Below are 14,340 nucleotides of genomic sequence, written 5' to 3' on the forward strand. Positions count from 1 at the left end.
AGGCCGCAGGGCCTGTCCTCGGTCCGGACTCAACGGCGGCGGCCGAGGCGATAGCCGATGACCAGCAGGCCGGCGGCGATCATGGCCCAGCTGCCGGGCTCGGGCACGGCCGGCGTGACGCCGGGCAGGCCCGAGTTGGAGTCGGCCACGCGCACGGTGCCGGGTGGCAGGGCGGGCATGCCCAGGCCGATCAGGCCTGGGCCGCTGCCCTGGGCCGCGACCGGGGTGGGTGCCGAGCCGCCGAGCAGGCCGGCGCTGGTGGCCGGCGACGCGCCGCCCGCCAGCGCCGGCACGCCGGACTGCTGGGCAAAGCTGCCCGGCGCGCCGGCCGCCATCGGGCCGGCACCCGGGGCCTCGAACTCCAGCGGCGTGGCGTCCTCGCCCGTGCGCGTCGACGAGGCGACGTTCTCGGTATGGGCCGGCGCGATGGCCGTGGGTTTTTGCAGGCGGTTGATGCGGCTGACGTTGCGGCAGACGGTGGGCACGAGGATGCACTGGCCGTCCTCGCAATAGACCAGGCCGCGCTCCTGGGTCTTGGCCGTCCATTTCGTGCGCGTCACCGTGCGGCAGACGGCGCCCGGGCCGAAATGCATGTCGCGGATCTCGGGCGAATACTCGGCCTTGCCCTTGATCGCGTCGCGCTCGATGACGGCGACGTCGTCATAGTTGCGCGCCTTCATGCGGGCCTTGAGCTTGTCGCGCGTCGCCGCGGGAATGTCTGCGTAATGATCGACGGCCGCGACCACATCACCCATGAAGGGATTGGCGCCCGGGCGGTCCCAGCTGCACTGGGGCAGCGTGGAGCCGGCGGAGACGGCGAGTGCAAGGCTGGCGATCAGGGACATCGGAAGGCCCGGAAAAGGAAGGCGCCCGAACCAGGGCGCATGCCCAAGTATTAGGGATATCAAGGGTTTATCCGCGTTGGAAACCCTCAAAGAGGGGGTCTGAGTCGGGTGAGAAAAATCACGCAAACGCGTGAAAGCCACCGCCGGTCGCCGCCCGGCGGCCCGGCCGGGCATTGCTGCTATCGTGCCGACCGCTGTAGTTGTCGCTCACCCAGAATCCGCCATGCCCGACCGCGCCCTGCCGCTGGTGCTCTACGTCGAAGACGACCGCATCCACCTGATCCTGATGGAGGAGATGTTCCGGCTGCTGCCGGGCTGGGAGCTGCGCATGGCCGAGACCGGAGCCGAGGCGCTGGCGGCGCTGGCCGAATGCCGGCCGGCCGTCGTGCTGGTGGACATGAACCTGCCCGACATGACGGGGCTGGAGCTGCGCCAGCGGGTCGGCGCCGACGCGGGCCTGTCGGCCGCGTTGCAGGGTGCGCGCTGGGTGGCGCTGTCGGCCGACGACCCCAGCGCGCTGGTGCGGGCTGCGCGCGAGGCGGGCTTCGACGACTACTGGCTCAAGCCCATCGGCCTGTCGCAGCTGCAGCGCGGCCTGCAGCATCTGCTGGACTGAGTCGGGACCAAACAGAGTCCCTGCGGACTCTGCGACGCCCGACGAAGGCCAAGCCGCCTGCAAGCGGCTTGGCATGAACAAGGACCGTGGACATGCCCTGCGCGGCATGAGCGCGCGGCACGAGCCGCGCAGCAGGCATGAAAAAGCCCGGCATCGCCGGGCTTTCGTTCACGAGGCCGCGGCAGGCGCGGCGCCGCTTCACTTCAGGTGGCTGTTGATCAGCTTGGTCATCTCGAACATGTCGGCCTTGGCCTTGCCGAAGATTTCCTTCAGCTTGGCGTCGGCATTGATGACGCGCTTCTGCAGCTCGTCCTGCAGCTTGTTCTTCTTGATGTACTCCCAGACCTTCTTGGTCACATCGGTGCGCGGCAGCGGGGCTGCGCCGACGATGGCGGCCAGGGCCGCGCTGGGGGTCAGGGCCTTCATGAAGGCGGCGTTGGGCGTGCGCTTCTTGGCGGGGGCCGCGGCCTTCTTGGCCGGAGCCGCCTTCTTGGCCGGCGCTGCCTTTTTCGCGGGCGCGGCCTTCTTCGCAGTTGCCATGTCGATTCACTCCATCAAAGGTTGTTGATGTGCCGGGTCCGGGTGAAGGCCGCGTAAGCCTTCAATACTCTCTAGCACCCTGCGCCGGCGATGGTACTGCGCTCCATGGAGGAATAGAAGGCTTTCTCCCAGGAGGAAACGCGTATCTGCCCAGGAAACATCGGGGTTGTCGCGGCCTCGCGTCACACGAGGCCCTTGGCAGGCGCGTTCTCAGCCAATGTCGCCGGCTTCGGGCGCGCGTTTGCGGCCGCTGAACATCGCGCCGACGAGGTTCTCGCGATGCCGCCAGCTCGTCACGAGGACCCCGCCGAGATGGCCGATGACGAGGGCCGCGATCAGCCCAGCGAGCGCGGCGTGCAGGTCCGACAGCCACTCGTAGCCCCACAGCCAGTCGGTCGTGTAGAGCCAGCCGGTGGTGGAGAGCGCCGCGGCCGTGGCCCATAACGCCAGCACCATCCACCCGCCCAGCGGGTTATGGCCGATGTGGCGCGGCTCATGGCCGGAGCGCAGCGCGCGGGCATAGGCGAGCACGGCGCGCGGGCCGCACACGAACTGCGCGAGCCGCGCGTAGCGGTTGCCGGCCAGGCCCCACAGCAGCCGCAGCGCGACGGCCGCGAGCGCGACATGGCCGGCCGTGTGGTGCCAGGCATCGAAGTGGCGGGGCGGCCGGTGGCCGCTGATCCAGGCGGTCGCGACCGCGCCGGCCAGCGCCCAGTGCAGCGTGCGCACGAGGGCGTCCCAGACGCGGACGCGCGTGGCGCTCATCGCGGCATCACTTGCTGCCTTCGGGCTGCTCGCCCTCGGGGTAGACGCGCTCGAAGGTCTTGGGGTTGAAGAAGGCCTCGGCCTTCCTGCCCTGGCCGTCGAGGCCGTAGACCTCGTAGCAGCCGTTGTAGTTCTTGACCTGGCGGACCTTCCAGCCCTCGCCCTCGAGCTTCTTCTGCAGCGCCATCTGCGGCTGCTTCTCTTCCTTGGGGACGGCGGGGCAGGACACGTTGCCGTGGGCGAGGGCGGTGCCCGCGGTGACGGCGAGTGCGAGGGCGGCGAGGAGGTGTTTCATCGTGAGTCCTTCAACGGAAGTTGCCGGGCCAGATCAGCGCCGGGCCGGCGTCGGCGAGGGTCTTGCAGCCGCAGAGCGCCATCGCGATCTCCAGCTCGTCGCGCAGCAGGCGCAGCGCGTGGGCCACGCCGAGCGCGCCGCAGGCGGCAAGGGCGTGGACATAGGGGCGGCCGAGCAGCACGGCGTTGGCGCCCAGGGCCATGGCCTTGAGCACGTCGGTGCCGCGGCGGATGCCGCCGTCGACGAGCAGGGGCACCTCGGGCCCGAGGGCGGCGCGCAGCGGCGGCAGCAGCTCGGCGCTGGCGGGCAGCGTGTCCAGCGCGCGGCCGCCGTGGTTGCTGACGACGAAGCCGGTCACGCCACGGGCCAGCGCCTCGCGGGCGTCGTCGGCATGCGTGACGCCCTTGAGCAGCAGCGGCAGCGGGCTCTCGGCGCGCAGCCAGTCGATCTCGCGCCAGGTTGCCGCGCGCGGCATCAGACCGTCGAACAGCGCGCTCTGGCCGGGCTGCAGGTCCAGCGGTTTCTTGACGCCACCGAGGTTGACGGCGCGGATGCCTTCGGGCAGCCGGAAGCCGGCGCGGCGCTCGCGGTCGCGGGCGCCATGCACGGGCGCGTCGACGGTCAGCACCAGGGCCTGGTAGCCGGCGGCCTCGACGCGCTTCAGCAGCGCGCGCATGAAGTCGCGGTCGTCGCGCCAGTAGAGCTGGAACCACAGCGGGCCGGTGCCGGCATCGCCGAGCAGGGGCGCGGCGACGTCTTCCATCGTCACGCTGGCCTGGGCGCTGAGGACGAGCCCGGCCTCCTGGGCCGCGGCGGCGTGGGCGATGGCCAGCTCGCCGTCGGCATGGAAGAGGCGCTGATAGGCGATGGGCGCGAGCAGGATGGGGTGGCGCAGCTCGCGGCCGAGCAGGCTCACGCGGGTGTGGCCGTGGCCGAGGTCGCGCAGCACGCGGGGCTGCAGCCGGATGGCATCCCAGGCGCTGCGGTTGGCGCGCAGCGTGATCTCGTCGGCCGCACCGCCGTTCAGATAGGCCCAGGCTTTGGCGTCGACTCGTGCTTGCGCGGGCGCCTCGAAGTCGGCCAGGTTGGCGAGTCCTTCGGGCAGGGCTTCGATGCGCGGTGCGTTCATGTGTCGGCCCACATGCGCAAGAGGTTGTGATACGTGCCGGTCAGCTGCACCAGCTGGGGTGACGCACCAAGCTCGTTTCTCAGCTTCATCAGGCTCAGGTCCATCTCGTAGAGCAGGCGTCGCTGCTCGTCGCTGCGCACCATGCTCTCGATCCAGAAGAAGCTGGCCAGCCGCGCGCCGCGCGTGACGGGCTCGACGCGGTGCACGCTGGTGCCGGGGTAGACGACGAGGTCGCCCGCCGCGAGCTTGACGCGCTGCTCGCCGAAGGTGTCCTGCACGACCAGCTCGCCGCCGTCGTAGTCGGCCAGCTCGCTGAGGAAGAGCGTGCAGGAGATGTCGGTGCGCACGCGCTGGGTGCCGCCGGGGAGATAGCGCACCGCCTGGTCGACATGGTCGCCATAGGTGTTGGCCGCGCCGGCATAGCGGTTGAACAGCGGTGGCAGCACGCGCTTGGGCAGCGTCGCCGAGAAGAACAACGGGTGCTTTTCCAGCGCCTGCAGCACCAGGGCCTGCAGCTCGCGGTGCGCCTCTCCGCCGGGCTGCAGCTGCTGGTTGTTCTTGACCTGGGCGGCCTGGGTGCCGGCCGTCGTGCGGCCGTCGACCCAGGGTGCGGCGGCGAGCAGCTCGCGCGCCCGCGCCACGCCGGCGGCGTCCAGCACCTGAGTGATCTTCAGCAGCATGACGGGTCAGAACTTGTAGGTGCCGGTGATGCTTGCCACACGGCCGGTGCCGGGCACGTAGAAGGCCGTGTAGAGCTGGTCGGCATAGAGCTTGTTGGCCACGTTGCTGACATAGAGCTTGAACAGCAGCTGCTCGGGGACGGCGGCGAACTCGGCCATCAGGTCGGCCGTGACGAAGCGGGGCGCGACGATGCCGGCCGGGTTGCGGTTGGGCGTCTGGCTGCTGCGCGCATTCAGGCCGGCGCCCAGGCGCAGCCGCGGCTGCACGAGGTAGGCCGTCCACAGGCTGCCCGAGTAGCGCGGCGACAGCGAGGGGCGGTCGCCCTGCTTCTCGCCCGAGGTGGCGCTGGAGATGTCGATGCGCGACACCGGCATCCACGTGAAATTGCCGAATACCTCCCACTCGGGCGTGATGCGGCCGACGATGTCGAAGTCCAGGCCGGCGGCATGGCGCTTGCCCGAGAGCTCGACGACATTGGTGTTCAGCGGGTCGGTGTTGCGCTCGTGCAGCTTGGTGTTGCGGAAGGCGCTGGCACGCAGGCTGAGCTTGCCGTCGGCGCTGTCCCACTTGGCGCCCAGCTCCACGTTGACCGACTGCTCGGGCGGGATGTCCTGGTTCGCCGGGCTCAGCGAGTAGGCGTCGCCCGAGGTGTTGAAGGAGGTCGCGCCCATCAGGTGGAAGGACCATTGCGCACCGGGCTGGAACAGCAGGGCGGCGCGCTTGCTCCACGCCGAGACCTGCATCCGGTAGCTGCTCGTCGTCACCGGCGTCAGCGCATTGGCCGGTACGTTGAACGTGTCGTAGTCGCCCTTCAGGTGGTCGTAGCGCAGGCCGGCCAGCAGCTTCCACATCGGCGCGAGCTGGACCATGTCCTGCAGATAGCCGCCGTAGGCCTTGGAGACATAGGCGCTGGTCTCGCGGTAGCTGCGCAGGCCCTCGTCGAGGCTGGCGTCGTCATACGGCGTGCCGAGGGTGGTGTTGGGCCGCGCCGGCACGATGCCGCCCTGGGCGGCCGAGATCTGGCCGTAGACCTGCTTCTTCTCGTGGGCGAGGTCGACGCCGGCCTGCAGGTTGTGCTCCAGTCCCCAGGCCGTGAAGCGGCTGCTCAGGTCGCTCTGCAGCGTGACGGTCTGCATGTCCTGCTTCTTCAGCTGCTGGCCGCGCGTCAGCACCGTGCCCGGGCTCAGCGTGGCCAGCGTGACGGCCTGGCCGCCGGGCTGCTGGGCCGCGGCGGCGAAGTTCCACAGCGTGGCGCGCTGGTCGCGCGTGTACTCGGCGTGGCGCAGCTTGGTCACCAGCTCCGTCTTCGGCGAGAAGCGGTGGGTGTGGGTGAGCATGCCGTAGTAGGCCGTGCCCTTGTTGAAGTCGCTGGCCAGGCCGTAATAGGCATCGGGGTCCAGCTTCGTCACCAGCGAATTGGCCACCGGGGCCGAGGCGTCGGGCTTGATCCAGCGCACGCCGTAGTTCATGCCGTTGTCGTTCTGCAGGCCGTAGAGCGTGACGCCGAACTCGTCGGTCTCGTCGACGCCGAAGCGGTAGTTGGCGCCGATGCCGCGCTTGTCGACCCTGGAGCCGGCGCCATTGCTGTCGGCGGTGTTGGCCATCGCGCTGACGCGCAGCGCCGCGGCCTCGCCGGTGCGGGTGTTGAAGTCGGCCAGCGTGCGCAGCGCGCCATGGCTGCCCATCGTCACGTCGACCTGGTTCTGGTCGGCCAGCTGGGCCTGCTTGCTCACCTGGTTGACCGCGCCGCCGGTGGAGCCGCGGCCGAACAGCAGCGAGGCCGAGCCGCGCAGCAGCTCGACGCGGTCGAGGAAGAAGGTGTCGCGGTCGTAGAAGGCCGGGTCGCGCATGCCGTCGATGAAGATGTCGCCGGTGCTCTGCAGCGAGATGCCGTGGATCTTGATGTCCTCCTCGCCGCCCTCGGCCGCCTGGAAGCTGATGCCGGCGGTGTTCTTCAGCACCTCCTTGACGTTGCTGTAGTTGCGGTCGTCGATGAGCTTCTCGGTGACGACGGTCAGCGACTGCGGGATGTCGCGGATGTCCTGCCTGCCCTTGCCGATGCGGGTCTCGCCGGCCTGGTAGTCGTCCTTGCCCTGCTTCTCGGCGCTGGCCTTGGCGCGCACGACGGGCAGCACGTTGTCCTGGGCGGCCGGCGCGGTCTGGGCCAGCGTGGCGGCGCTCAGGCCGAAGCCGGCGGCCAGTGCGCCGAGTGGCAAGAGAGGTGTCGGCTTGTTCTTGTGGCGGGGCATGGGGAATCTCTCCGATGGATCGTGAATGGGCATGGCTCTGCCCACGACGGCACGAGGGGCCGCCCACGGCATGGCTGGCGATGGGGTGGAAGCGGGGTCAGCGGTCGACTTCGTAGGACATCGGCGCGATGACCTCCCACTCGACGGGCTGGCCGTTCTCGGTCTGTGGCACGAAGCGGGCGCTGCGCATGTCCTGCAGCGCCTGCTCGTCCAGGCGGGCGAAGCCCGAGGAGCGGGCCAGCGTGATCTCGCGCGGCTGGCCGCGCAGGTCGACGACGATGCGCAGGTGCACGACGCCGGATTCCCTCAGTCGGCGCGACATCAGCGGCACCGTCATGCGCGGCTCCTTCAGATAGCGCACGGCGCTGGCAGGGACCTGCTTGAGGGCGGGCGGCGGCGTGACCGGGAAGACCGGTGTCGGTGCCGCGGGCGCGGTGGCCACGGTGGGTGGAGGCGGCGGCACGGCCACGACGGCGGGCGGCGCGGGGGCCGCGGCGACGGCGATAAGCGGTGCCTCGATCAGCAGCGGGGCGGGTGCGTGCAGCTGCGGCGCGGCGACCGGGGGCGCGGGCTGCGGCTTGGCGGGCTCGGCCGGCGCCACCAGCCGCACGACGACGGGCGCGATCTGCGCCACCGTGCGGCGCAGGCCCTGCATCTGGCTCAGGCCCCACAGGCCCAGCAGATGCAGCACGACGATGCCCACGGCCAGCGCGCGCTGCCTGCCGCCTGGGCCGGAGGTTTCCCCAAAGCCCGGCCGCGGCTGCGGGGCAGCCACCACATGCCGTTCAGCAGCGGCAAAGGGCGTGGGGGCGACGAAGGCGTGGGCGGGCTTCACGGGCGAGAGGGTGGGTCCGGATTCGATGAAAAAATCTTAACACGAATGCGAACGATTCCTATTTGCATATGTATAGCCGATGCGACAATGGCGCGACACAGCGGCGGGCAGCGCCCGATATGCTCGCGGCCATGACCAAGATCCTCGTCCGTTGGCTGCTGCTGGCCGGTGCGCTGCTGCTGGTGGCCCACCTCTACCCTGGCGTCGTCGTGAAGAGCTTCAGCTCGGCGCTGGTCGCGGCCTTCGTGCTGGGCCTGCTGAACACGCTGCTGCGGCCCGTGCTCGTGCTGCTGACGCTGCCGGTGACGGTGCTGAGCCTGGGGCTCTTCCTGTTCGTCATCAACGCGCTGATGTTCTGGGCCGCCGCCTCCGTGCTGGAAGGCCTCGCCGTGACGGGCTTCTGGGCCGCGCTGGTCGGCTCGCTGATCTACAGCCTGTGCGGCATGGTCATCGACGTCGTCATCGAGCGGCTCTTCCCTCAGGACTGAGCCCACCCCCTACGGCCTGACGGCCGCCCCCTCAAGGGGGCACTCCCGACGGACCGGCAAAGCCGGATCCGTTGGAGTCGCTGGACGGAAGGTGGCGCTTCGCGCGCCTTGCACCGGATCACTAGGCGGGCATAGCCCCGCCGCCCCTCCAGCGGCAGCCGTGGAACCGGCTTTGCCGGGCCACTGGCTGCGCCCCCTCGAGGGGGCCGGCGAAGCCGGTAGGGGGGCTCAATCAGGCAACTCGACGTCCGGCGGGATGTAGCGGCCCTTGTACATCTCGGCCAGGATGCCCTGGCGCTGGTAGACCAGGGTGCGCAGCCGCGCGTCGATGACCGAGGCTTCGACCTGGTCGGCGTCGGGGCCGCGCGACTGGCGCAGGCCCGAGCGCAGGCGGTCGATGGCGCCATTCAGGTCGCCCGCGGCGGCATGGGTCTCGGCCTGGGCGCGCACCGCGCGCAGCGGCTGGCCCAGCTTCTCCCAGATCAGCGCCAGCTCATGCCAGGCCAGCGCGTCGTTGGGCTCCAGGCTGACGTGGGTCTGCAGCGCATCCGCGGCCTCGCGCAGCGCCGGGCCGGAGGTCGACGCCGGCCCCGAGGCCAGGGCCAGGCCGACGCGCTGCATCAGCATCGGCCGCGACTTTTCGCCCTTCAGCGAATCGAGCGCCACGATGCCGTCGGCCGGCCGGCCACGCGCCTCGGCCAGCTCGGCACGCAGATAGGTCAGCACGCGCGCGGCGGCGGCGGTCTCGGCAGGCGTGGGGCCAATCAGCTGCAGCGTCAGCTCGGCACTGCGCAGCGTGGCCTCGGCGCGGTCGAAGTCGCGCAGCTTGATGGCCGCGAGCGAGGCCGCGTAGCGCGCACCGAGCTGCTCGTAGCCGTTGCTGGCGTCCTTGCGTGCGCCGGCGTCGTAGTTCTCGAGCACGCGCCAGGCCTCCACGCGCGGGTCCATCAGCACGCGCGAGCGCGCCGCCATCAGCGCATGCTCGGCCAGGCCGCGCGGGCGCGAGAAGGGCTCGAGCGCCAGCCGCGTGCGCGCATCGCCGATGCGCTCGCTCGTCAGCGGGTGGGAGCGCAGATAGGGATAGGAACCGTTGTCCATCAGGTGGTAAGCCTGCTCCATGCGCTCGAACATGCTGACCATGCCGCTGCCCGCGAAGCCGGCCTCGACCAGCACATTGAAGCCGACGCGGTCGGCCTCGCGCTCCATGTCGCGCGAGAAGTTCAGCGACAGCTGCGTGGCCGCGGCCTGGCCGCCGACGATGCCGGCATTGGCGGCCTCGATGTTGCCGCGCGACGCGGCCAGGATGCCGAGCAGCAGGCCGGCGACGGCGACCATGCTGTTGCGCGAGTCACCGGCGATGCGGCGCGCGATGTGGCGCTGCGTGATGTGGGAGAGCTCGTGGGCCAGCACCGAGGCCAACTCGTCGCGTGACACCGTCATCTGGATCAGCCCGAGATGGGTGCCGACGAAGCCGCCCGGCAGCGCGAAGGCGTTGACGCTCTTGTCGCGCACCAGGAAGGGCTCCCAGGCGAAGCGCGCCTGGGTCTCGTCGCCGATGTGGCCGAGCTTGCGCGCCGCGGCGACCAGCGGGTTCCAGATGCTCTCGAGGTACTCCTGCAGCAGCGGGTCCTGCACGTAGTCGGGGTCGATGCGGATCTGGCGCATGACCTGGTCGCCCAGGCGCCGCTCGGAGCCGACGTCGAGGTCCTGCGACACCGCGTCACCCAGCGCCGGCAGGTTGACCTGGGCATTCAACGGGGCACCGGGCAGGGCCAGCGTGGCGGCCGCGAGCAGGGTCAGCAGGGGGCGGGTGGCGGCGAACTTCTTCATCGAACAGGGGCTCCGGCCGGCGTCAAGCCGGCTGTCTATGATGCCTGCAACTCGGTTTCCTGAATGTTTCCTGGTATGTCCACCTCACCGCTGACCCATTTCGACGCCCAGGGCCAGGCCCATATGGTGGACGTGTCGGCCAAGGCCGAGACCCACCGCGTCGCCGTCGCGGCCGGCGAGATCCGCATGAAACCCGAGACCTTTGCGCTGATCGCCAGCGGCGCGGCCAAGAAGGGCGACGTGCTCGGCGTCGCGCGCATCGCGGCCATCCAGGGCGCCAAGCGCTGCAGCGACCTCGTGCCGCTGTGCCACCCGCTGCCGATCACGCGCGTGGCCGTCGAGTTCGAGCTCGACGAGGCGGGCAGCCGCGTGCTGTGCCGGGCCCTGGTCGAGACGCTGGGCCGCACCGGTGTCGAGATGGAGGCCCTGTGCGCCGTGCAGGTGGGCCTGCTGACCGTCTACGACATGTGCAAAGCCGCCGACCGCGGCATGGTTATCGGCCAGGTGCGCGTGCTGGAGAAGCAGGGCGGCAAGTCGGGCGACTGGCGCGCCGCCTGAGTCAGCGCAGCCTGCGCCAGTCCACCACGGCCGAGGCCGGCTGGCATTGCGGCATGGCGGGCGCCGAGGCTGCGTCCGTGCAGGCCGCGAACCAGTTGTCGCCGGTCGGGTTGCGGAACTCGCGCAGGCGGTCGGCGAGAAAGCGCGCGCCTTCTACGTCTCCGGTCACTTCCAGCGAGCGTGACCAATGCATCAGCAGGCGCGCGTCGATCAGGCTGAAGGCGGTGCGCTTCGCGGCGGCCAGCGCGTTGGGGCCGGGGGGGAGGCTGGTGGCGGCGGCGTAGTCGGCCTGGTGGCCGAACAGCGGCGAGGCCTGGCCGCTGGCGATGCGCCGGGTCAGCGGCACGGCGTCGTCGCTGGGCGCATAGATCACGACGATGCGCTGGTAGTCCCAGACGGCGAACAGGCTGCCCGCGATCAGCAGGCCGCCGAGCCAGGGCCAGGGGCCGCTACCGGCCGGCCTGGCGTCGCTCGCGGCCGGCAGCGCCAGGCCCAGCGCAAAGCAGGCCGGCAGCAGGAAATAGGCGTACCAGAGCGGGTACTCGAGCAGGCTGTGCAGGCCGATGGTCAGCACGATCATCAGGGCAGCACGGCGCAGGGGGGCGTCGTCGTCGGCCTGCGCGGCGCCGCGCCAGGCCCGCCACAGTGCCCAGGCCAGCAGGGCCAGCACGGCACTTGCCCAGGGCAGGCCCAGTTCAACGGCCAGCTGGGCGACGAGGTTGTGCGTGTGATCGAAGAAGGCGATGGGGCGGTCCGGGAAGGGCGTCAGGCTCCACGCGAAATTGAATTCGCCCCAGCCGACACCGAGCCAGGGGTTGGCCAGCGTCAGGTCCCAGGCGTTGCGCAGGATGGCCAGGCGGGACGGCGAGCCGGCACCCTCCGCCAGCCGTGAGGCCGCACCGAAGGCGTGGCCGCTCTCGGTCGACCACAGCGACATCAGCCACCAGCACACGCCGAGCATCACCGGCGTGGCCAGCAGGGACAGGCGGGCGCTGCGGGACAGCCGCCGGTCCAGCACGCCCCACAGCGCCAGCATCAGGATGCCGCCGTAGCCGGTGCGCGACGCACTCAGCACGACGGCGAACACGAAGGCCAGCAGCAGCACGGGCAGGGCCGCGCGCCAGCCGCGTCTTTCGGTGCCGAAGACGGCCGCGACGGCGGCCCACATCATCAGGCTGGCGAGATGGTTGGGCTGGCGCAGATTGCCCGCCGCGCGACCGGCGATGCCGTAGCGGGCGATCCAGCTGCCGTCAGCCAGATCGGGCGCGAAGACCTGCACGACGCTGATCGCGACGCTGCACAGGCCGGCGATGAGCAGGCCCCAGAAGAATGCCTCGCCAGCCTTCGGACGTGCATCGTTGCCGAGACCCTGCGCGACCAGCAGCACGGCCAGGCCGGCGCCGATGACGGCGCCGGCGTCCAGGGCGACCGACAGTGGCAGGGAACGCCAGATGACCGAGGTCGGTGGCGCGATGAGCAGCAGCACGAGGGCGAGCGCGGCCGGGCTCTTCAGGCCGGCGCGCCACCCGGGCGAGGATCTCGCCCACAGCCACAGCACGAGGCCCCAGCTGGCCAGGGCTAGCAGTTGGTTGTAGAGCGTGGTTGCCGGGGTCTGGTTGTAGGCGAGGAGCGGGGGGAGGGCCGCGGTGGCGCTTAGCGCGATCACTTGATAGATGGCGACAACCGGATCAACGGACGGGTCTGAGATGCGGGGGGCGGCGGCCAATGCGATCTTTCCCTATAGATGGTTTCTGAATAGATGACTTTCCGCACCGTGTGCGTTAAAGCCAGCCGTCAAGCCAAAAGCGCGGACTATTGGCCTCTGCCCCAGGAAGAGCGGGGCGATTATCTATCGTTATCGGCTTGTGAATGTATTCTTGAATTGTTTCGACCGAAAATAGCAACTGCAAACTCAGGATTCCTAATAGGGCTACGACGGCGAGCAAATTTATTCCTCGCGTCGTGCCGGGTGTTGATATTGGGTGGTTCGTGCTGGCGAAAAATAGGCCTGCCGCTAGGCAGATCCAGATCTGAGCCATTGGAACGACGAAATTTCCTGAGAAGGTGCCATCAACGAGCGCGGCGACCAATGCTGCCGTAGTTGCTACGGTTAGCGTATCCGGTGCATGTGAGGTTTGACGGATATGACGCAAGCTGCGCCTAGCAAGAACGACCGTGGCGGTGGTCAGCAGCACGAAGAACGGCACGCCAAACTCCGCAATCAGCTGAAGATATATGTTGTGCGGGTGTGCGCCTCGTCCGTTGAAATCTGCGGAATAGTGCATTGGGCCGACCCCTATAAGAGGGGCTTTGGCTACGTCGTAAAGCGCGATTTTCCAGAGATAAATCCGCGAATGATCGCTCACGAGGTCAGCAGGGGTGTGCGGTGAACTGATGGTCTTGAGATCGAACCAATGAGGTATTCCTTGAAATATCAAAAGATAAATCAGAAATCCTATGGCGCCGCCTAGTAGAATGCGTCGGGCGAGCGGGAAGGCGGCGCGCCCGAAAACCACGACTGCTGCTGCTGTTCCTAGTATGAGGCTGACCGTGCTGGCGCGTGCGACCAACGCCATCAGCATTGCAAAGCAAAGGCACAGGGCGATCCATGACAAGGCTAATTCGGTGCGACACTTGTCTGTATGGATAGTGGCTGCGGCCAACAGCGGAATCGCAATCGTTTGGGCATGGTTCAGGAATCTTGGGTTGTCGAATCCAGGAACCGCCAGCCAGAAATGTGTTTCGCCGTGGGCGAGGAGATTTGCAACCCAAGCAAGAAAGAAGAATGCAGAATAAACAAGCCAGGCAAGCGTGATGGCTTGCATAATAAATTTTATCGTTTTATTCTGAAAACAAGCAATAAATACTGCGGCGGATAGGGTGGCTAGAGAAATCCACAGTGTGCACTCTCGCAATGCAGCGCCATGATTTTTAGCCAAGCTGCAAGATATGCCAGCTAAGATGACAAGAATCGTAGTTGTTAGCTGCTGAAAACTTGTCCAGTTCGGAAGATTTTTTTGTCCGATGAAAAGGACAACCGTTCCCAGCAAAAATAGTGGGATTTGTGCAAGTCGCGCATCATTGTGTGCAGAGCCGCTAAGTGACGAATAGAACGGCATCGCCACGATGTAAAGCGCTATCCCACCAATCAGTAGGCGGCTGCTAAGGCGCTGACAAAGAGATGTCATTTGTTGGCACGGAATGAACGCGGGTGCATTTTTTCAGATGAGGGATATGGTTCGAGTGTTATCCAGAACGTGAATGATCGCTTGAGTGGGGGCAAAAAAAGAGGGGGCACAGCCCCCTCTTTGCTAGATAATGAACGCTTAGGTATTGTTCTTCGTGATGGCCGCAACCAGCGTGGGGTTGGAGATGTTGGTGGAGGCGGTCCAGACAATGGCGGTATCACCCACATTCGGGGTCAACGTAATCGTATTGCCGCCCAGATCGGTACCGACCTTGGTTGCGGCGTTGAAGGTCATCGTGATGACGCCATTGCCGGTGATGGT

At 68.3% G+C, this 14,340-nt stretch carries 14 protein-coding genes and 1 pseudogene; 3 read left to right on the forward strand and 12 right to left on the reverse strand.

Annotated features, from left to right (window positions below):
- Window positions 1-29: 29 nt before the first annotated feature.
- On the reverse strand, window positions 30-845 hold the full coding sequence (locus EV671_RS21485; RefSeq protein ID WP_132575627.1) for an MHFG family PEP-CTERM protein: 816 nt from the start codon (window positions 843-845) through the stop codon (window positions 30-32).
- A gap of 223 nt (window positions 846-1,068) precedes the next feature.
- Here EV671_RS21485 and EV671_RS21490 point away from each other — a divergent pair, with 223 nt between their 5' ends.
- Window positions 1,069-1,461 carry a response regulator gene (locus EV671_RS21490; RefSeq protein ID WP_132575629.1) on the forward strand — a complete coding sequence of 131 codons (393 nt, stop codon included), beginning with the start codon at window positions 1,069-1,071 and terminating at the stop codon, window positions 1,459-1,461.
- A gap of 198 nt (window positions 1,462-1,659) precedes the next feature.
- Here the strand turns inward: EV671_RS21490 and EV671_RS21495 are convergent.
- From EV671_RS21495 to EV671_RS21525, 7 genes and pseudogenes are all read right to left on the reverse strand, one after another.
- Window positions 1,660-1,998: pseudogene (locus EV671_RS21495) on the reverse strand (SWIB/MDM2 domain-containing protein); the annotation flags it as partial.
- Window positions 1,999-2,211: 213 nt separating this feature from the next.
- Window positions 2,212-2,766 (reverse strand): cytochrome b/b6 domain-containing protein, encoded by a 555-nt coding sequence (locus EV671_RS21500; RefSeq protein ID WP_132575633.1) that lies wholly within the window; start codon window positions 2,764-2,766, stop codon window positions 2,212-2,214.
- Window positions 2,767-2,773: 7 nt separating this feature from the next.
- Window positions 2,774-3,061 carry a PepSY domain-containing protein gene (locus EV671_RS21505; protein ID WP_132575635.1) on the reverse strand — a complete coding sequence of 96 codons (288 nt, stop codon included), beginning with the start codon at window positions 3,059-3,061 and terminating at the stop codon, window positions 2,774-2,776.
- 10 nt (window positions 3,062-3,071) lie between these two features.
- On the reverse strand, window positions 3,072-4,190 hold the full coding sequence (locus tag EV671_RS21510) for an alpha-hydroxy acid oxidase (RefSeq protein ID WP_132575637.1): 1,119 nt from the start codon (window positions 4,188-4,190) through the stop codon (window positions 3,072-3,074).
- The gene (locus tag EV671_RS21515; protein ID WP_132575639.1) at window positions 4,187-4,870 is read right to left on the reverse strand and encodes a Fe2+-dependent dioxygenase; all 684 of its coding nucleotides are present in this window, start codon (window positions 4,868-4,870) and stop codon (window positions 4,187-4,189) included. The genes EV671_RS21510 and EV671_RS21515 overlap by 4 nt, the downstream gene beginning before the upstream one ends.
- Before the next feature lie 6 nt (window positions 4,871-4,876).
- Complete coding sequence (locus EV671_RS21520) at window positions 4,877-7,120, reverse strand: TonB-dependent receptor (RefSeq protein ID WP_132575641.1); 2,244 nt, start codon at window positions 7,118-7,120, stop codon at window positions 4,877-4,879.
- 97 nt (window positions 7,121-7,217) lie between these two features.
- Window positions 7,218-7,955: an energy transducer TonB gene (locus tag EV671_RS21525; protein ID WP_243655835.1), complete on the reverse strand. Its 738-nt coding sequence runs from the start codon at window positions 7,953-7,955 to the stop codon at window positions 7,218-7,220.
- A gap of 131 nt (window positions 7,956-8,086) precedes the next feature.
- Here EV671_RS21525 and EV671_RS21530 point away from each other — a divergent pair, with 131 nt between their 5' ends.
- Complete coding sequence (locus EV671_RS21530) at window positions 8,087-8,443, forward strand: phage holin family protein (RefSeq protein WP_415840470.1); 357 nt, start codon at window positions 8,087-8,089, stop codon at window positions 8,441-8,443.
- A gap of 228 nt (window positions 8,444-8,671) precedes the next feature.
- Here the strand turns inward: EV671_RS21530 and EV671_RS21535 are convergent, their stop codons facing one another.
- Window positions 8,672-10,273 (reverse strand): M48 family metalloprotease, encoded by a 1,602-nt coding sequence (locus tag EV671_RS21535; protein WP_132575645.1) that lies wholly within the window; start codon window positions 10,271-10,273, stop codon window positions 8,672-8,674.
- Between the two features lie 75 nt (window positions 10,274-10,348).
- Here EV671_RS21535 and moaC point away from each other — a divergent pair, with 75 nt between their 5' ends.
- A complete protein-coding gene (gene moaC, locus EV671_RS21540; protein WP_243655836.1) occupies window positions 10,349-10,831 on the forward strand; it encodes a cyclic pyranopterin monophosphate synthase MoaC in 483 nt (160 codons plus the stop codon).
- A 1-nt stretch (window position 10,832) separates the two neighbouring features.
- Here moaC and EV671_RS21545 read toward each other — a convergent pair whose 3' ends face one another.
- From EV671_RS21545 to EV671_RS21555, 3 genes are all read right to left on the reverse strand, one after another.
- Window positions 10,833-12,497 (reverse strand): PglL family O-oligosaccharyltransferase, encoded by a 1,665-nt coding sequence (locus tag EV671_RS21545; protein ID WP_165917671.1) that lies wholly within the window; start codon window positions 12,495-12,497, stop codon window positions 10,833-10,835.
- Window positions 12,498-12,612: 115 nt separating this feature from the next.
- The gene (locus EV671_RS21550; protein ID WP_165917672.1) at window positions 12,613-13,950 is read right to left on the reverse strand and encodes an O-antigen ligase family protein; all 1,338 of its coding nucleotides are present in this window, start codon (window positions 13,948-13,950) and stop codon (window positions 12,613-12,615) included.
- Window positions 13,951-14,157: 207 nt separating this feature from the next.
- Window positions 14,158-14,340: pilin (locus EV671_RS21555; protein WP_207911219.1), on the reverse strand; the 183-nt coding region annotated here is incomplete at its 5' end.

It is taken from the genome of Roseateles saccharophilus (genome assembly GCF_004342485.1).
GTDB classification, from domain to species: domain Bacteria; phylum Pseudomonadota; class Gammaproteobacteria; order Burkholderiales; family Burkholderiaceae_C; genus Pelomonas; species Pelomonas saccharophila.